The sequence below is a fragment of the Lacticaseibacillus nasuensis JCM 17158 genome (assembly GCF_001434705.1).
GTDB lineage: Bacteria > Bacillota > Bacilli > Lactobacillales > Lactobacillaceae > Lacticaseibacillus > Lacticaseibacillus nasuensis.
Window position 1 is genome coordinate 169408 of record NZ_AZDJ01000026.1, and the last position, 14458, is coordinate 183865.

Annotated in this window: 16 protein-coding genes; 10 read left to right on the forward strand and 6 right to left on the reverse strand. The window is 60.9% G+C overall.

Translation table 11 applies throughout. The annotated features are described in order from the left end of the window. Window positions 1-13: 13 nt before the first annotated feature. Window positions 14-628, forward strand: coding sequence for an anaerobic ribonucleoside-triphosphate reductase activating protein (gene nrdG / locus FD02_RS06810; protein WP_054723066.1), 615 nt, complete (start codon window positions 14-16; stop codon window positions 626-628). Here the strand turns inward: nrdG and FD02_RS06815 are convergent, their stop codons facing one another. The 3 genes from FD02_RS06815 to FD02_RS06825 are packed head-to-tail and all read right to left on the reverse strand — an operon-like array spanning window position 629 to window position 3071. Next, window positions 629-1345, reverse strand: coding sequence for a hypothetical protein (locus FD02_RS06815; protein ID WP_056951358.1), 717 nt, complete (start codon window positions 1343-1345; stop codon window positions 629-631). Beyond that, on the reverse strand, window positions 1338-2387 hold the full coding sequence (locus tag FD02_RS06820; RefSeq protein WP_056951360.1) for a sensor histidine kinase: 1050 nt from the start codon (window positions 2385-2387) through the stop codon (window positions 1338-1340). The genes FD02_RS06815 and FD02_RS06820 overlap by 8 nt, the downstream gene beginning before the upstream one ends. Window positions 2388-2396: 9 nt before the next feature. Further along, window positions 2397-3071, reverse strand: coding sequence for a response regulator transcription factor (locus FD02_RS06825; protein WP_054723069.1), 675 nt, complete (start codon window positions 3069-3071; stop codon window positions 2397-2399). Between the two features lie 127 nt (window positions 3072-3198). On the opposite strand from FD02_RS06825, the gene FD02_RS06830 reads away from it, so the two are divergent. Together FD02_RS06830 and FD02_RS06835 are read left to right on the forward strand one after the other, a co-directional pair. Next, window positions 3199-3966: an ABC transporter ATP-binding protein gene (locus FD02_RS06830; protein WP_056951362.1), complete on the forward strand. Its 768-nt coding sequence runs from the start codon at window positions 3199-3201 to the stop codon at window positions 3964-3966. Further along, a complete protein-coding gene (locus tag FD02_RS06835; RefSeq protein ID WP_056951364.1) occupies window positions 3950-5962 on the forward strand; it encodes an FtsX-like permease family protein in 2013 nt (670 codons plus the stop codon). Before FD02_RS06830 ends, FD02_RS06835 begins: the two co-directional genes overlap by 17 nt. A gap of 33 nt (window positions 5963-5995) precedes the next feature. On the opposite strand, the gene FD02_RS06840 is transcribed toward FD02_RS06835, so the two are convergent. Beyond that, window positions 5996-6523 (reverse strand): hypothetical protein, encoded by a 528-nt coding sequence (locus FD02_RS06840; protein ID WP_056951366.1) that lies wholly within the window; start codon window positions 6521-6523, stop codon window positions 5996-5998. 60 nt (window positions 6524-6583) lie between these two features. Here FD02_RS06840 and FD02_RS06845 point away from each other — a divergent pair, with 60 nt between their 5' ends. The 3 genes from FD02_RS06845 (at window position 6584) to FD02_RS06855 (ending at window position 8839) form a co-directional block, all read left to right on the forward strand. Continuing rightward, window positions 6584-7324, forward strand: coding sequence for an MBL fold metallo-hydrolase (locus FD02_RS06845; protein WP_056951368.1), 741 nt, complete (start codon window positions 6584-6586; stop codon window positions 7322-7324). Between the two features lie 234 nt (window positions 7325-7558). After that, a complete protein-coding gene (gene spxA, locus FD02_RS06850) occupies window positions 7559-7963 on the forward strand; it encodes a transcriptional regulator SpxA (protein ID WP_054723627.1) in 405 nt (134 codons plus the stop codon). Between the two features lie 186 nt (window positions 7964-8149). Beyond that, window positions 8150-8839 (forward strand): adaptor protein MecA, encoded by a 690-nt coding sequence (locus FD02_RS06855; protein ID WP_056951369.1) that lies wholly within the window; start codon window positions 8150-8152, stop codon window positions 8837-8839. An 88-nt stretch (window positions 8840-8927) separates the two neighbouring features. Here the strand turns inward: FD02_RS06855 and FD02_RS06860 are convergent, their stop codons facing one another. After that, window positions 8928-9728, reverse strand: a complete 801-nt coding sequence (locus tag FD02_RS06860) for an aldose epimerase family protein (RefSeq protein ID WP_056951371.1) — start codon at window positions 9726-9728, stop codon at window positions 8928-8930. Between the two features lie 149 nt (window positions 9729-9877). Between FD02_RS06860 and FD02_RS06865 the strand changes: the two genes are divergently transcribed. After that, window positions 9878-10441, forward strand: a complete 564-nt coding sequence (locus tag FD02_RS06865) for a restriction endonuclease (RefSeq protein WP_054723716.1) — start codon at window positions 9878-9880, stop codon at window positions 10439-10441. On the opposite strand, the gene FD02_RS06870 is transcribed toward FD02_RS06865, so the two are convergent. Continuing rightward, window positions 10438-10734, reverse strand: coding sequence for a hypothetical protein (locus FD02_RS06870; RefSeq protein ID WP_054723715.1), 297 nt, complete (start codon window positions 10732-10734; stop codon window positions 10438-10440). The genes FD02_RS06865 and FD02_RS06870 overlap by 4 nt on opposite strands. A gap of 123 nt (window positions 10735-10857) precedes the next feature. Here FD02_RS06870 and FD02_RS06875 point away from each other — a divergent pair, with 123 nt between their 5' ends. Genes FD02_RS06875 through FD02_RS06885 form a run of 3 tightly spaced genes read left to right on the forward strand, consistent with a single transcriptional unit; the run spans window position 10858 to window position 14450 of the window. Beyond that, window positions 10858-12027, forward strand: coding sequence for a thiolase family protein (locus FD02_RS06875; RefSeq protein WP_056951373.1), 1170 nt, complete (start codon window positions 10858-10860; stop codon window positions 12025-12027). A gap of 10 nt (window positions 12028-12037) precedes the next feature. Further along, window positions 12038-13300, forward strand: a complete 1263-nt coding sequence (locus tag FD02_RS06880) for a hypothetical protein (RefSeq protein ID WP_056951375.1) — start codon at window positions 12038-12040, stop codon at window positions 13298-13300. Continuing rightward, window positions 13281-14450, forward strand: a complete 1170-nt coding sequence (locus FD02_RS06885; protein ID WP_056951377.1) for a hydroxymethylglutaryl-CoA synthase — start codon at window positions 13281-13283, stop codon at window positions 14448-14450. The genes FD02_RS06880 and FD02_RS06885 overlap by 20 nt, the downstream gene beginning before the upstream one ends. Window positions 14451-14458 lie beyond the last annotated feature (8 nt).

Here is a 14458-nt window from a genome sequence, read left to right on the forward strand (position 1 = left end):
ACGGAGGCCCAACATGACAAAGCTGCATTTATCCATTGATGACATTCACGGCGCGGCGGTGCGCCTGCCGAATAATCCCGCACCCAAGGAATGGCTGGCTAGCGACTTGTCGCTGGGCTATGTGGCCAGCTACAAGCCCTTTAACTTTGTGGATGGCGAAGGGGTGCGCTGCAGCTTGTATGTGTCGGGCTGTAAGTTTAACTGCCCGGGGTGCTACAACAAGGTGGCGCAGAATTTTCACTACGGTCAACCCTACACCCAGGAGCTGGAAGAGCGCATTATCAAGGACCTTGCCCAGCCTTACGTGCAAGGCCTGACGCTGCTGGGCGGCGAGCCGTTTTTGAACACGCAGGTATGCTTGAAGCTGTGCCGGCGCGTGCGGGCGGAGTTCGGCCACGATAAGGACATCTGGAGCTGGACGGGGTACAAGTGGGACGAGTTGATGCAGGAGTCGGCTGACAAGCTTGAGTTGCTGGACCTGCTGGATATTCTCATCGACGGCCGCTTCTTGGAGGCAGAAAAAGACCTGACCCTGCAGTTTCGCGGCAGCGCCAATCAACGGATCATTGACGTGCCGGCGTCGCTGGCTGCGGGTCAGGTGAAGATTTGGTCGAAGCTGGTGCGTTAGTCACCATTTTTCGACGCGGTGGACCGTTTCGCTGGTCCAGTTAATGCCACCGGTTTGAAGTTGGTAGACCTTGGTTTGAATCTGTAAATCATAGGTCTGCTTTTTTTGTGCCTTGGGGATGACCAGCGCCACGGTGGAATAGGCACTGGGATTGATGAAGCCCAGTGCGGCATAGCGCCGGTCGTTGAGCGTGTAGCGGTAACCCTTGAGGTAGGCGTGCGCGGTGTTGGTGTATTCGACGCGGCCGGTGTAGGCGTACAACCGGTTGTAGCGCGGAATGACGAAGTACTGGGTGCCGCTGCCTTTACCCTTGTAGGTCACCGGCCAAGTCACGGTACTGCGATCATACATCGGCAGCTTGTCGAGGTCGGGGTAATCGTTGTAGGCGGCCATGTTGCTGATTTCGCTGCCGCTTTCGGCCACCAAGCCGGAAAACTCAGCGCGTTTGACGCGCACCCGCGGCGTCACCAGCTTGTTCAAGCGCAGGTAAGGTTGAATGTACCAATACATCGCCCCGCCGGCGCCGGCCACCAGCAACAGGCTGCCGGTGAGGCCAATCAGCCCCCAACGCCGAATCCGCGGATTTTGCACGGCGGTGGCGACCATGGCCAACACGATGAGCAAAAACGCCCCGAGCACAAAGACGATGCTCATCCAGCGCGCGCTCATGGTTTCCATGCGCGCCCACAGGGGATAGGTCATGGTGAAACTAGTCATGGGTTGCCTCCAAAATATCGTGTCCAAAGTAAGTGAGTTGTGGAAAGTGGATGGTGACGGTCGTGCCTTGCCCCACCGTCGAGGCGATGGTCAAGTCGTGGCCGAGCTTGGCGGCGAGCTGCTTGGCCAAGTAGAGCCCGAGCCCAGTCGCTTGGTGGTTGGCGTTGCGGCCATTTTCCCCGGTGAAGCCCTTGTCGAAAACGCGGTGTAAGTCACCGGCGGGGATGCCGATGCCGGTGTCGGTCACACTGAGTTGGGTTTCGGTAACCGTCTCGGCGAGGGTCACGGTGATTGCGCCGCCGCTTGCCGTGTACTTCAGGGCGTTGCTGAGTAGCTGGCTCAGGATGAAGCGCAGCCACTTGGCGTCGGTCACCACGGTGTGGTCCGCACCGGTGAGGTGAAACTGCAGGCGCTTGGCGATAAACAGGTTGCGCAAGCCGACAACGGTGTCGTTCACCACGGTGGTCAACGCGGTGGGCTGCAGCAGATAATCCTTGCTGAAGCTATCCAGCCGCGAATAATACAGCACCTGGTCGACGTAGCCGCCGATTTGGTCCAAGGCTAGCGTCAAATCGTCGAGCTGCTGCGGGTCGGCGGTGTCTTCCAGCCGCTCTGCTAACAGCGTGGCCGCGGCCAGCGGCACCTTGATTTCGTGCACCCAGGTGTCGATAAACTCTCGCTGGTCTTGACTAGTGGCCACGAAGCTCGTGGCACTTTGGCGATGGGCCGTCACCAATTGGTTATAGGCGGTGGCGTACAGCGCCTGCTCGCGATTTTGGCTGGCCGGTAGGGGCCAGTCGAGCGCGGCATCGCCAGCTTTAACCCGGTCGGCGAGTTGGGTGAGCCAGCGCTTGTGGTCGAGGTATTGCCACCAGGTGAATCCCGCGGCAATCAACAGCACCAAGCTGGCCATGTACGCCACTGTCGCCATGGCGAGGCGATGCTCAGGGTCAAGCCACAACCCGAGGCAAAACAACACTAAGCCGCCGAGGAACACGCCGATGCCGCGCCGGCGGTCAAACAGATAATCGCGTAGTCGCATGCGTGCCTCCTAGGGAACGAGATAGCCTTGGCCGATTTTGGTTTGAATGTAATCCGGCAACCCGGCGGCTTCGATTTTCTTGCGCAGGCGGTTGATGTTTACCGTGAGGGTGTTGTCATCGACGAACCGCGCGTCGGTCCACAGCTCGCGCAACAGGTGATTGCGCGACACCACCGCCCCGTGATGGCGCATGAGGATCTGCAGGAGCTGATATTCGTTCTTGGATAAATCGATGGTGGTCGTGCCCACCGCGCCTTGCCCGGTGCGCAGATCCAGCGTCAAGCCGTTGTGGCTCAGCGTGGCGCTGGCCGGTTCGGCATAATGGTAGGTGCGACGCAACAAGGCGTTGATCTTGGCCAGCAACACCTCCATGGCGAAGGGCTTGCTGACGAAGTCGTCGCCGCCCATGTTCATGGCCATCACCATGTCCATGTTCGTGTTGCGACTCGAGATGAAAATCACCGGGACTTTGCTGGTGGCGCGAATCTGTTGCATCCAATAATAGCCGTCATACACCGGCAGGTTGATGTCCATTAACACCAGCTGGGGCGCGGCGGCTTCGAACTCCTGGAAGACCTGAGAAAAATTCTGGACCAGCACGGGCTGGTGTTGCCAGCGGGTCAATTCGCTGGCAATCAGGTGACTAATGGTTTGATCGTCTTCAATAATCATAATGGTGGCCATCACGCCCACCTGCCTTTCTATGTGTTAATGTAACGGTTTTAATCAAGTAGGGCAAGCTTGGTGACGGGATTGTCACCCCGCAGGCGCGTGGTTTTTGGTATGATGAAGCCAGCAAGGAGGGCCAGTCATGCGGATGGTTTCAGTGAATCACTTGACGAAAATCTACGGGCATCGCTTCAATCGCGTCGCCGCCTTAACGGATCTCAGCTTCGCTGTCGATGCCGGCGAGTTCGTCGGCATCATGGGCCCCAGCGGCGCCGGGAAGTCGACGTTGTTGAACATCTTGGCGACCATCGACCAGCCGACCACCGGTACCGTGACCGTGAACGGCACGGCCATTGGCGCGCTTAGCGACAGCGCAACGGCCAAGTTTCGCCGCGAACAATTGGGGTTTATTTTCCAAGACTTCAACTTAATCGGCGATCTCACCGTTGCCGATAACATCACCACGCCACTGACCTTGGTGCCGCCGGTGCCGGCCAACTTGGCGTCGCGGCTGGCCGCCGTGGCCAAGTTGCTGCACCTGACGGCCTTGTTGCAGCGCTACCCCGCCGAGCTATCGCGCGGGCAACAGCAGCGCGTCGCCGCCGCTCGGGCGTTGATCGCCGAGCCCAGCCTCATTCTCGCCGACGAGCCCACCGGCAGTCTGGATTCGCTGGCCGCCAGCGAACTGCTGGGCTACCTCACCCAGATCAACCTCCAGGAGGACCGCACGATTCTCATGGTGACGCATGACGCGTATACGGCCAGCTACTGCAATCGAATCATCTTTATTAAGGATGGCACGTTTTTTGCCGAGGTCACGCGCAATGGCTCGCGGGCACGGTTCCACCAGCAAATCATCGACATGGCCGCCACGCTTAGCGGGGGGATTGCCCATGCGCCGCGCCGTTAAGCAGCTGTGGCGCCACCGTCGCGGCAACACGCTGGCGGTGGTGCTGGGCGCGTTGTTGATCGCGGTCCTTTACGCGTTAGGCGCCTTAAGCGAAAATCACGCCTTGGCTGATGCCGCGGCCACGGCCATGCAGGTGACGGCGGTGGTGCCAGCGGGGCTGACGCTGGTCATGTTGTTGCTGCTAGCCTTTACCGTGACCTTTCAGTTTTACCTCGAACGGGCGTTGTGGCAGCGCCGGCGCCAAGAATTCGGCGTCGCCAGACTGCTGGGCCTCAGCGCCAACCGGCTGGGCGGGCGCTTGGTGCTGGAGGCGTTGGTGCGCCAAGCGGTGACGCTAGTGCTGGGGTTGAGCCTCGGGGTGGTGGTGTCAAAATTGATCGCCATGGCGATGGTGCGGCTGATGGGGCTACACGTCACCACCGGGCTGTTATGGTCGCCGTTGACCATGTTAGAGCTCAGCGTGACGCTCATGGTCGTCGCGGCGCTACAAGGATTACTCGATGCCTTGGCCGTGCGTGGGCGCGACTTGACGCCTTGGCTGCGCCCGCTGCCGGTCACGGCGTTGCCAACGCGGCGCGGCGGACGCTGGCGCGGGCTGCTCGGCGCCGGTTTGATGATCGCGGGCTGGGTGGTCATGTTGGGCTGGCGGCCGCTCTTAAGTCGGCTGCCGCAGCAGAATCGCCAATGGGGCGGGCTCGGTTTGCTCGTCGTCATCTTGAGCGCCTGGCTGATTGGCACGTATTGGGTGATTCGCGACGGCTTACCGTTGTGGCTGACTGCCTTGCAGCGCCGGCATCAAGGCCGCTGGTTGATCAGCACCACGATGACTTTGACGACCATTGCCTCGCGGCTGCGCGCGCATGCGCACTCGCTGTGGTTAACGACGATTCTAGCCAGTGTGACCATGACCGTGCTGGGCAGTGCCAGCATGGTGTATGGCGTGGCCACTGCAGAGATGAACCGCGCGGTGGTGGCCCCGGTCGTGGTCACGGCGCAAACCAAGCGCAGTGTTCTTGCCGCACTGCCGCAAGCGCCCACCCGTGAACTCACCACCAAGCTGGTGGTGGGGCGCCTGACCGGCGGCGCTGCCTCGCACCTGGGGTTGTATCAGGTCATGGCGGCCAGCGACTATCTGCGGTTGCGGCGCGGCCAACCAAGCCTGCCCGCCTTGCAGTTAACCGGGCGGCAGGCCATGGTCATAACCACGCGCATCGGCCAGGTGCAACGGCACTTTGGTGAGCGGCACCGACCGCACGTCATCGCATTGGCGCGCGGCCCCCAAGTGCAAGTCGCGCAGGTGACCAATCAATTTCCGCTGGGGCAGGATGTGTTTTTTGACCGCGGACTGGTCGTAACAGATGCCGCGTTTGCGCAAGTCGTGGGGACCACGGACCGGTTGTGGGGCCTGTACCCGGCGGCCACCGCAGCCACCCGGCGCGCGGTGAATCGCCTGGCGCGCGGGGATGCGCAATTGAGTTTTGTCGCCAATACGGCCGCGGTGCGCGCCGGGCGCCAGCTGCCACGGCTGGCCACCGTGGCCGGCGGGCGGACTTGGTCGCGGGCTGCGGCGGCGTATCGCGCGCCGGTGCGGGCTGCGGGCCAGACGTTGTTCGGCTTCGGGTTATTTCTTGCCTTGCTGGCGGGCACGGTGGTTGTGGTGGCCACGGCCAGCATCTTGCTGTTAAAACTAGTCATCGCGGCAGACGGCAGTCAAGCGGAACTCGCGGTGTTGCAACAGCTGGGCCTGCCGGCTACTAGCGCGCGTCGCATCACCTGGCAAACGGTGGGCGGGGTGTTCGCCTTGCCGTTAGTGATTGGCGTCGCCGATGCCGTGGTGACCTTGGTGACGCTACACAGCCAGGTGGCAGAGCCCAGCGGCGGGCTAGCCGCCGTCGTGATCACGGTGTACATCGTCGTCTTTCTGGGGTTTGCGTGGATGACCGGGCGGCTGATCGATCAGCTTTCGCTGGTGGGTCGCGCGGGGCCTGAAGACTAAATCAGCGGGGCGACGTGGTCGTCCCGCTGATTGTTAGTCCTTTTCTTCGTCGTCGTCATCGTTGTCGGTATTCGGCGCGACGGCGGTATAAATGGCTTCGTGATAGCCACCGGCGGCCGCGGCGCGGTCCATGTAGGCCATGACTGGGGTGACCAGCGGCATGTGGCGTGAGGCAAAGACGTCGAGCTTTTTCTCCCAGCTGGTCAGTAACAGATATTCAATCTCTTTTGTGTTGGCCTTGAACAAGGTGATGCTGGTGCAGCCGCGCAGCTGGGCGTGGTGGTCGATGAGCCGGCGCACCTTGGCGACGAACACCGGCTCGTCGGCGTCGGAGACCCCGAAGTACATCAGGTTAAAAAAGCCGCTGGTCGGAATCGGCTGGGCCCCGGCCACTTGGGTGTAAGCCATCGGCGCGACAAACGGAATGGCCGCGGCTAAATCCAACAACGCGTAGTTGCGGCCCTTCTCCAGTGACTTTAACAGCACCAGTGGCGTATCATAGTCCGTGAAATAGTGCCGGAGAAAATGTTTACTACCAAGTATCATTTGAAATTGTGTCAATCCTCACACCTCCAGCTCTAGTATACCGCTTACAAAACGCGGTGCGAAAGGAAGTTTACCATGAAAGTCACGATTATTGGGTATTTAGGCGGCTATCCAGCCGCCGGCGTCGCCACCAGTGCGTATCTGGTCGAAAGTGCCGGCTACCGGTTGTTGATGGATTGCGGCAGCGGGGCGTTGTTGGCCTTGGAACAAGTCGCCGATCCCTTCAGCTTGTCGGCGGTGTTGTTGACGCATTACCATCACGACCACATAGCCGATATCGGCGTCTTGCAGTATTATTATCAGCTGCATTCCGGAACCAAGCAGGTGTCGCCGCTGCCGATCTACGGCCACACCAAGGATCCGTTGAATTTTGCCAGCCTGACCTTTGGGGCCTTTACCCAAGGCGTCGGGTACACGGCCGACAGCGTGCTCGATCTCGGGCCGTTTCAGTTGACCTTTTTAGAAACGCAGCACCCGGTGCCGGCCTTTGCCGTGCGGATTCTGGAGCGCGCTTCCGGCAAGGTGTTGGTGAACACCAGCGACACCCGGGCCTTTGCGGGGTTGGCGCCGTTTGCCGCCGGCGCCGACTGGCTAATGGCGGATACGAACTTTTTGGCCGACGCCCAACCGCCGCTGTGGCACTTGACTGCGCCACAAGCCGGCGAGTTGGCCCAGGCCGCCGGCGTCAAGCACCTGTTGCTGACCCACTTGCCGCAAGAGGTGAGTCTCGCCGAGTTAAAGGCGCAGGCGCAAGCCGCCGCTGGGCCGGCCATTCCGGTGCAGTTGGCCAGCGATGTGCGTGAGATTGAATTTTAATTATCAATTATTAAACTATTAATTTTTACGGTTTCAGTTAGGCTAAGCCGGGAAACCCTTGGCATTCCCGGTCAAGCCCCGAACATTACGATCGATGCATTCCCGATAATAGTTAGGTGAACGGCAAACACAAAAATAATTTTACGAATGTGATTGTATTCGCCTGGGCCAATCCTCTATACTGGTAAAGTAGGATGACGTCGTTACCACCCAAGAAAAGGGGAGGGTGTGCTAATGGTTGTATTGATGATGTATACCGCACCAAGTTGTACGTCTTGCCGTAAGGCGCGAGAATGGCTGGTCGACCATGGCATTGCGTTTACTGAGCGCAATATCACGGCGGACCCGTTATCCGTTGATGAGATGAAGGCCATTTTACGCATGACCGAGGAAGGCACCTCCGAGTTGATTTCGACGCGGTCGCGCTCGTTTCTCGATTTAAAACTTGACCTGGAGACCATCAGCATGAGCGAGTTGATCGAGTTGATGGTTGAGAAACCGGCAATTCTGCGGCGGCCAATCATCATGGATGATAAGCGATTGCAGGTTGGCTTTAATGAAGATGAAATGCGCCGCTTCCTGCCGCGCTCGGTGCGCACGTTGGAGCTCCAGCGGGCGCAGCTGCTCGCCGGGTTTTAACCGGCACCGCCGGCAGGGAGGTGGCATCACGTGGTAATTGTTGTAGGGCGCCGATTGCGTCCTTTTTTGGTGGGCTGAGAGTTGCATTTCTTGTGGACTTAGCGTAGAATGCCGTTCGAATGAGAGTCTGGTATAATGGACTTGAGAAAAGGCGAGCGTGACTCGTCGGGAAGAGGTGCGGTCAACATGGAAATGGAACGGCTGAATGCAGATACGATTCGCGTCACGTTGGGCAATGATGACTTGGCAGAGCGCGGCATCACCGTGTTGGACTTGCTCGGCAACCATAAACAAATCGAACAGTTTTTCTATAGCATCCTCGATGAAGTCGATACCGATCACAGCTTCGCGGATAACTCGGCGGTGACGTTTCAGGTCATGCCGAGCCAAAGCGGGTTGGAACTGTTGATCAGCAAGAATATGCGCAACGACGGCGACAGCACTGACGAGCCTGCGATCACGGCGGCCAGCGACGCCTCGGAGCCAGATAGCGTGCCGGACTTCATCCGCCGGCAGCTCACGGCGTTGGATACGGATCACAATGAACCCATCGACGAAGGTGGTTACATCGATGATCACGGCGTGCCGGTGAACAAGGTGGTCGTGAAGTTTGCGGACTTTGAAGACTTCGTGCAATTGGCCCACAGCCTGCACCTCGAAGGCGCGGCCAGCGACTTGTACCGCTACCAAGACACCTACTATCTGGTGTTGACGTTTTATCCGAACCAGCTCTCCGTCGAAGAAGCGAAGGACCAGTTGGCGGTGGCGTTGGAATATGGGGACCAGGTGGCGTTGTCGGCTGACGTGTTAGCCGAATATGGCCAGTCGTTGATGGCCACCAGCGCCATCGAAACGGCGCGGTATTACTTCAAATAAGGACAAGCAAAAAAGGGCATTTTGATGTGAACCCCCAGGATTGGACAACAATCTTGGGGGTTCACATCAATTGCCTTTTTTTTCGTGCCTATTTGGCGGTGAGCCGCACCTGCGTCGTCACCGTCAGCGGCGCACCGGGGGTCACCAGGAGTGGTTCGGTACCGGCCGGCAGTGGCTGGATGATCAGGCCGACGTGCGGTTGGCCGAGAATACCGTTAAAGTTGTTGGCCTCGCCAACGGTGGCCAGCGGATCCAGCCGCAGTTGCGGCGCGTCCGTCGAGTAGGTCAGCGCCCAGTGTTGATCCGCCAGCGTGAGGCGGTTGGCGGCAAGCGTCGTGGCGGTGGTCGGCAGCTGGTGCGCAACGCCATCGACGGTGAGGGCTTCAGCGAGAATCGTCTGCGCCGGGTCGCCGGTGAGCTGCCAAGCCAGCTGATAGGCGAGACTAACCGGCACTGGATGGGTCGTTTCGACGGTGGTGGTCGTGGTCCACAAGTTGTCGGCGCTTAACGTGTGCACCACGGTGATGGTGCGCGCGCCCGGTGCGCCGTCTTGATCCGGCCCCAGCGCCAGGCGCAAGGTGAGGCGGTCAAACCCGGGGCCTTCTGCGGTGGTGGCCCGCCAGTTCCAGTTGGCCCAGCCCGCGCGGTTGGGGTGGTGACAATCCGGGCCGACCAAGGCGCCAAACGCGCCGGGCTGGGTGAGATAGTCCTGTAAGGTGATGAAGCCGAGTAACAAGTTTGGGTCCATGCCGGCGCTGGGCAGGCGGACTTGTTGCACCCGGGCGCCAAAGGTCAAGAAGCGAATGGTCATACCGGATGGATTTTGCAAGGTGTACTGGGTGATGACGTCGCCGCCAACATGGGCGAAGATTTTTGCGCTTAAGGTCAAGACAATTTTCCTCCTCAGCGGTTGTAACCGCTCTCAACCCTTAGCCTAGCCGAAAAAGTATGAAGATTCAATCAAAATCCATCATTCCCGACCCGCACCGGGGCAATGTTTGGTACGCTAGGGCTATCAATCACGGAGGCGTTGGGCACATGCGGGGATTACGGAGACGATTATATGGCTTGCTGACTGTCGGCTTTCTCGCCGCGCTGGTGTATTCATTTTGGGCGCGCGGCGTGGTACCTTTGGTGTGGAAGCCGCGGCTGGACCCCACCGCGTTTGGCGTGATCAGTTTGTGGGTGGTGGTCAACGCCATCTTGGTATACCGGCACCATTTTCGCTACCGCGACTTGCAAATGGAAAACGTTGACATCATGGACGGCGCCGAGTTCGAGGCGTTTTGCGCCTACTTGTTACGGCGCAACAGTTTCAAGCACATCGAGGTGACCCAGGCGTCGGGGGACCAAGGCATCGACGTCATCGGCACGAAAAAAGGCGAGCGCGTTGGCTTTCAGTGCAAGCGGTATACCGGGTTCGTTGGCAACAAGGCGGTGCAAGAAGTCTGGGCCGGGCAAAACTACTACAAGCTCGACGCCGCCGCGGTGATCACCAACAGCGAATTTTCCGATTCGGCCAAGGAGCTGGCGGAGCAGCTGGGGGTCATGTTGATCGACCGCACGCGGCTGCGCCGAATGATGAAGCGCCTGCCCAGCTAGTTCAACACGATGCCCCCGGCCACGGTTTGAAAGCCGAACAGCGGCCGCAAGTCTGCCGGCTCGGCCACGTAGACATAGGCCTGACGGTAGGCCGGCCGGTCCAGCAACGCCATGACCTCCCAAAGCTTCAGCGGATGGCCGCTAGTTTTAGGGTGAATCACCAACTGCGGCTGGTCGTTGGCGGTTTGCAGGGTTAGCTCGCCAATCAAGACGTTTTCGCCCGCACAACGCACGCGGACGGGGACGTTTTTTTTGTAGTCGTGCATTAATAACAATAAGTCGATCACTCGCATGCGCTTGCCTCCTCTATGAGTGTAGCACGTCGCTTGCGCACAATTAAGGTTTGGTTAGGTCGGCTGAAAAACCGCGGCGATTCCCGTATACTAGATTTCAGCGATTCATAAAGGAGGGCCAACATGGCTGGAGTAGTCATTCTCAGTGCCAAGCGCACGCCGATTGGAAAATTCGGGGGCGGCTTGGCGACACAATCCGCGGTGAGCCTAGGCACCGTGGCGGCAACCGCGGCGATCACCGCCGCGCAGGTGGCGCCGGCCACGGTGGATCAGGCCATCATCGGCAACGTCTTGCAGGCCAACAGTGGCCAAAACGTGGCGCGGCAAATCGCGCTGGGCGCCGGGCTGGCGACCAGCAGCACGGCCATGACCATCAACCAGGTGTGTGGCTCCGGCTTAAAGGCGGTGCGCCTCGGGGAAACCGCCATCGCGATGGGCGATGCCACCACGGTGCTGGTCGGCGGCACCGAAAGCATGAGCACCACGCCGTTTTACGCGCCGAATATGCGCAACGGCCACCGGCTCGGCGATGTGAGTTTTGTCGATGGCATGATGAAAGACGGGCTAGCCGACGCCTTTAGTGGCGAGCCGATGGGCACCACTGCCGAAAACGTGGCGCGGGAATACCAAGTCGACCGCGCCGCCCAAGACGCCTTTGCCTTGCGCTCCCACCAACGCGCCGTGGCCGCGCAGGCCCGCGACGCCTTTGCCGCCGAGCTGGCCCCGGTGACCATTGGCGACACGGTGATTCGGCGCGACGAGGCGCCACGGCCGGACACCGATGCGGCGAAGCTGGCGCGCCTCAAGCCCGCGTTTCGCCATGGCGGCACCGTGACGGCAGGCAACAGCAGCGGCATCAACGACGGCGCCGCGGCCTTGGTGCTGACCAGCAAGGCCCACGCCGAAGCGACCCACGCGGAATATTTAGCCGAGCTCACCGGTTACGCGGAAGGCGGCATCGATCCGGCCATCATGGGGTACGCGCCAAAGCAGGTGATTGAAAACCTGCTGGCCAAAACCGGCAGCACGGTGGCCGACATCGATTTATTTGAGCTCAACGAGGCCTTTGCCGCGCAAAGCGTCGCGGTGGCCCGGGACCTCGGGATTCCTGACGCGAAGCTCAACGTGAACGGTGGGGCATTGGCGCTGGGGCACCCGCTTGGCGCATCCGGGGCGCGAATCTTGGTCACGTTGATCCACGCCTTGCGCGCTCGCGGCTTGCATCGCGGCATCGCCGCCTTGTGTGTCGGCGGCGGCATGAGCGTGGCCGTTGCGGTGACGATTCCCGATTAAGGAGCAAGCCATGAAATTTTATCAAATGACCCCGGCAGCGCGCCGCGCGGCGTTAGTGGCAGAAGGCGCCTTGACGCCGGCAGCTGCCGCGCAGTTGGCGACCAGCGGTGCCCTGCCGGCGGCGGTGGCTGATGCGTTAAGCGAAAATCAAATTGGTCAGTTCACCTTGCCGTTTGGCGTGTGCCGAAACCTCGTGATTAATGGGCAGCTCACGCAGGTGCCCATGGTCACCGAGGAGCCTTCCGTGGTCGCGGCCGCCAGCAACGGCGCGCGCATGGTGCGCGCCAGCGGCGGCGTCCACGTCACCACCGCGCCGCACCTGGTGACCGGGGAAATCGTGTTTGACCACCTGGCTGACCTGCCGGCGGCGGCACAGTTGGTGGCCGCCCGCCAAGCCGAGCTCACGGCGGTGGCCGCGGCGGCCCACCCGTCATTAGTGGCCCGCGGCGGCGGGTTGCGCGGGATTACGCCGAGCATCGTGGCCGCCCGGTGGTTGAAACTCCAGGTCACCATCGATCCGCAGGCGGCCATGGGGGCCAACTTGGTCAACACGCTGCTTGAAGCGATGGCGGCCGTGGTGGGCGAATGGTTACACGCCGAGCCCTTGGTGGCGATTTTAAGCAACCAGGTGCCGGAGCAAACCGTGGCCACGGTGACCCTGGCGCCAGCCGCCTTGGCCACGCGCGACCACAGCGGCCAAGCCATTGCAACGCGGGTGGTGGCGTTAAGCGAGTTGGCGCAAGTCGATTCTGACCGCGCGGTGACCCACAACAAGGGCATCATGAATGGCGTCAACGCCGTGGTCTTGGCCAGTGGCAACGACACACGAGCCGTGGCCGCCGCAGTGTTTGCCTCAGCCACCAGCGCAACAGGCATGCGGCCGCTGTCGCGCTGGTGGTTGGCGGCCAATCAACTCCATGGCGAACTGCGGCTGCCGTTGCCGGTGGGCGTCGTCGGCGGGGCAATCAGTGCGCTGCCGTTGGCCCAAGTGGCCAGTGCCCTCGGCCGGTGGCACACCGTGGCCCAACTACAAGCCGGGATTGCTGCCGTCGGCTTAGTGCAAAATTTGGCGGCGTTGCGCGCCTTGGTGGGCCCGGGGATTCAAGCCGGGCACATGGCGTTGCAGGCGCATGCCTTGGCCATCGCCGCTGGCGCTACCGGATCGGAGATTCAAGCGTTGGCCGCGCGCTTACATACCAAGGATTTAGCTGCGGCGCGGCGGGCACTGGCCGCGCTGCGAAAGGAAGGACAACATGACAACCATCGGCATTGACGCACTCGGCCTGGCGACGCCGGCATTTGACTTAGATTTAACCGAATTAGCCCAGGCGCGCGGCGTGGCTCCGGCCAAGTTCACGATTGGCATTGGCCAAGACGTGCAGGCAGTGGCCCCAAGTAGCCAAGACGCCGTCACCTTAGGCGCCGCGGCGGCGCTAGAGGTGTTGACGCCGGCGAATCGCGCGGCGATCGGCTTGGTGGTGTTGGCGACGGAAACCGGCGTCGACGCCAGCAAGGCGGGGGCGTTGTATATTCAGGCCTTATTAGACCTGCCGGCTAATTTGCGGGCGGTCGAACTCAAGGAGGCCTGTTACGGCGGCACTGCAGGGCTCATGTTGGCCCGCGATTACGTCGCGGCCCACCAGCAGCGCACGGCCCTGGTGATTGCTAGCGACATTGCCCGCTACGGCTTGGCAACGCCTGGCGAGGTGACTCAAGGCGCCGGGGCCATCGCCATGTTGGTGACGGCCGCGCCGCGCCTGTTGGCCTTGGCGGATGACAGTGCCTACCGCTCGCAGTCGATCATGGACTTTTGGCGGCCGGTGTACACCGATACCGCGTTGGCGCGTGGCAAGTATTCCACCGAGCAGTATCTCAAGTTTTTTGCCGACTGCTGGGCGGATTACCAAGCCGCCACCGGCCGCACGCTGGCCGATTTTGCGGCGCTGACCTTTCATCTGCCTTACACCAAAATGGGGCTTAAGGCCTTGCGCAGCGTGTTGCCGCAAGCCGCCGCGGCGGATCAGGAACGCCTGCAGCAACGCTTTGACCTGAGCGCACGGTACAGTCGCCAAATCGGCAACTTGTACACCGGCTCGCTTTACTTGAGCCTCGTGTCGCTGTTAGAGCACGACGCGACGCTGCAAGCCGGTGATCGCATCGGGTTGTTCTCCTATGGCTCCGGGGCGGTGGGCGAGTTCTTTAGCGCCACGCTGGTGCCTGGGTTTGCCAGTCAGCTGCACCGCGCCGATCACGAGGCGCTGCTGGCGGCGCGGCGGCAATTGAGTGTTGCGGAATACGAGCGGGTCTTCACCGATAAGGTCCCTTATGCCGCCGCTGACTACCAGGCGGATCCAGCGTATTTTGCCGGGCCGTTTGTGCTCACCGGCGTCACCAATCAGGAACGCCAATATCAGGTGCGCTAAGCCACCAA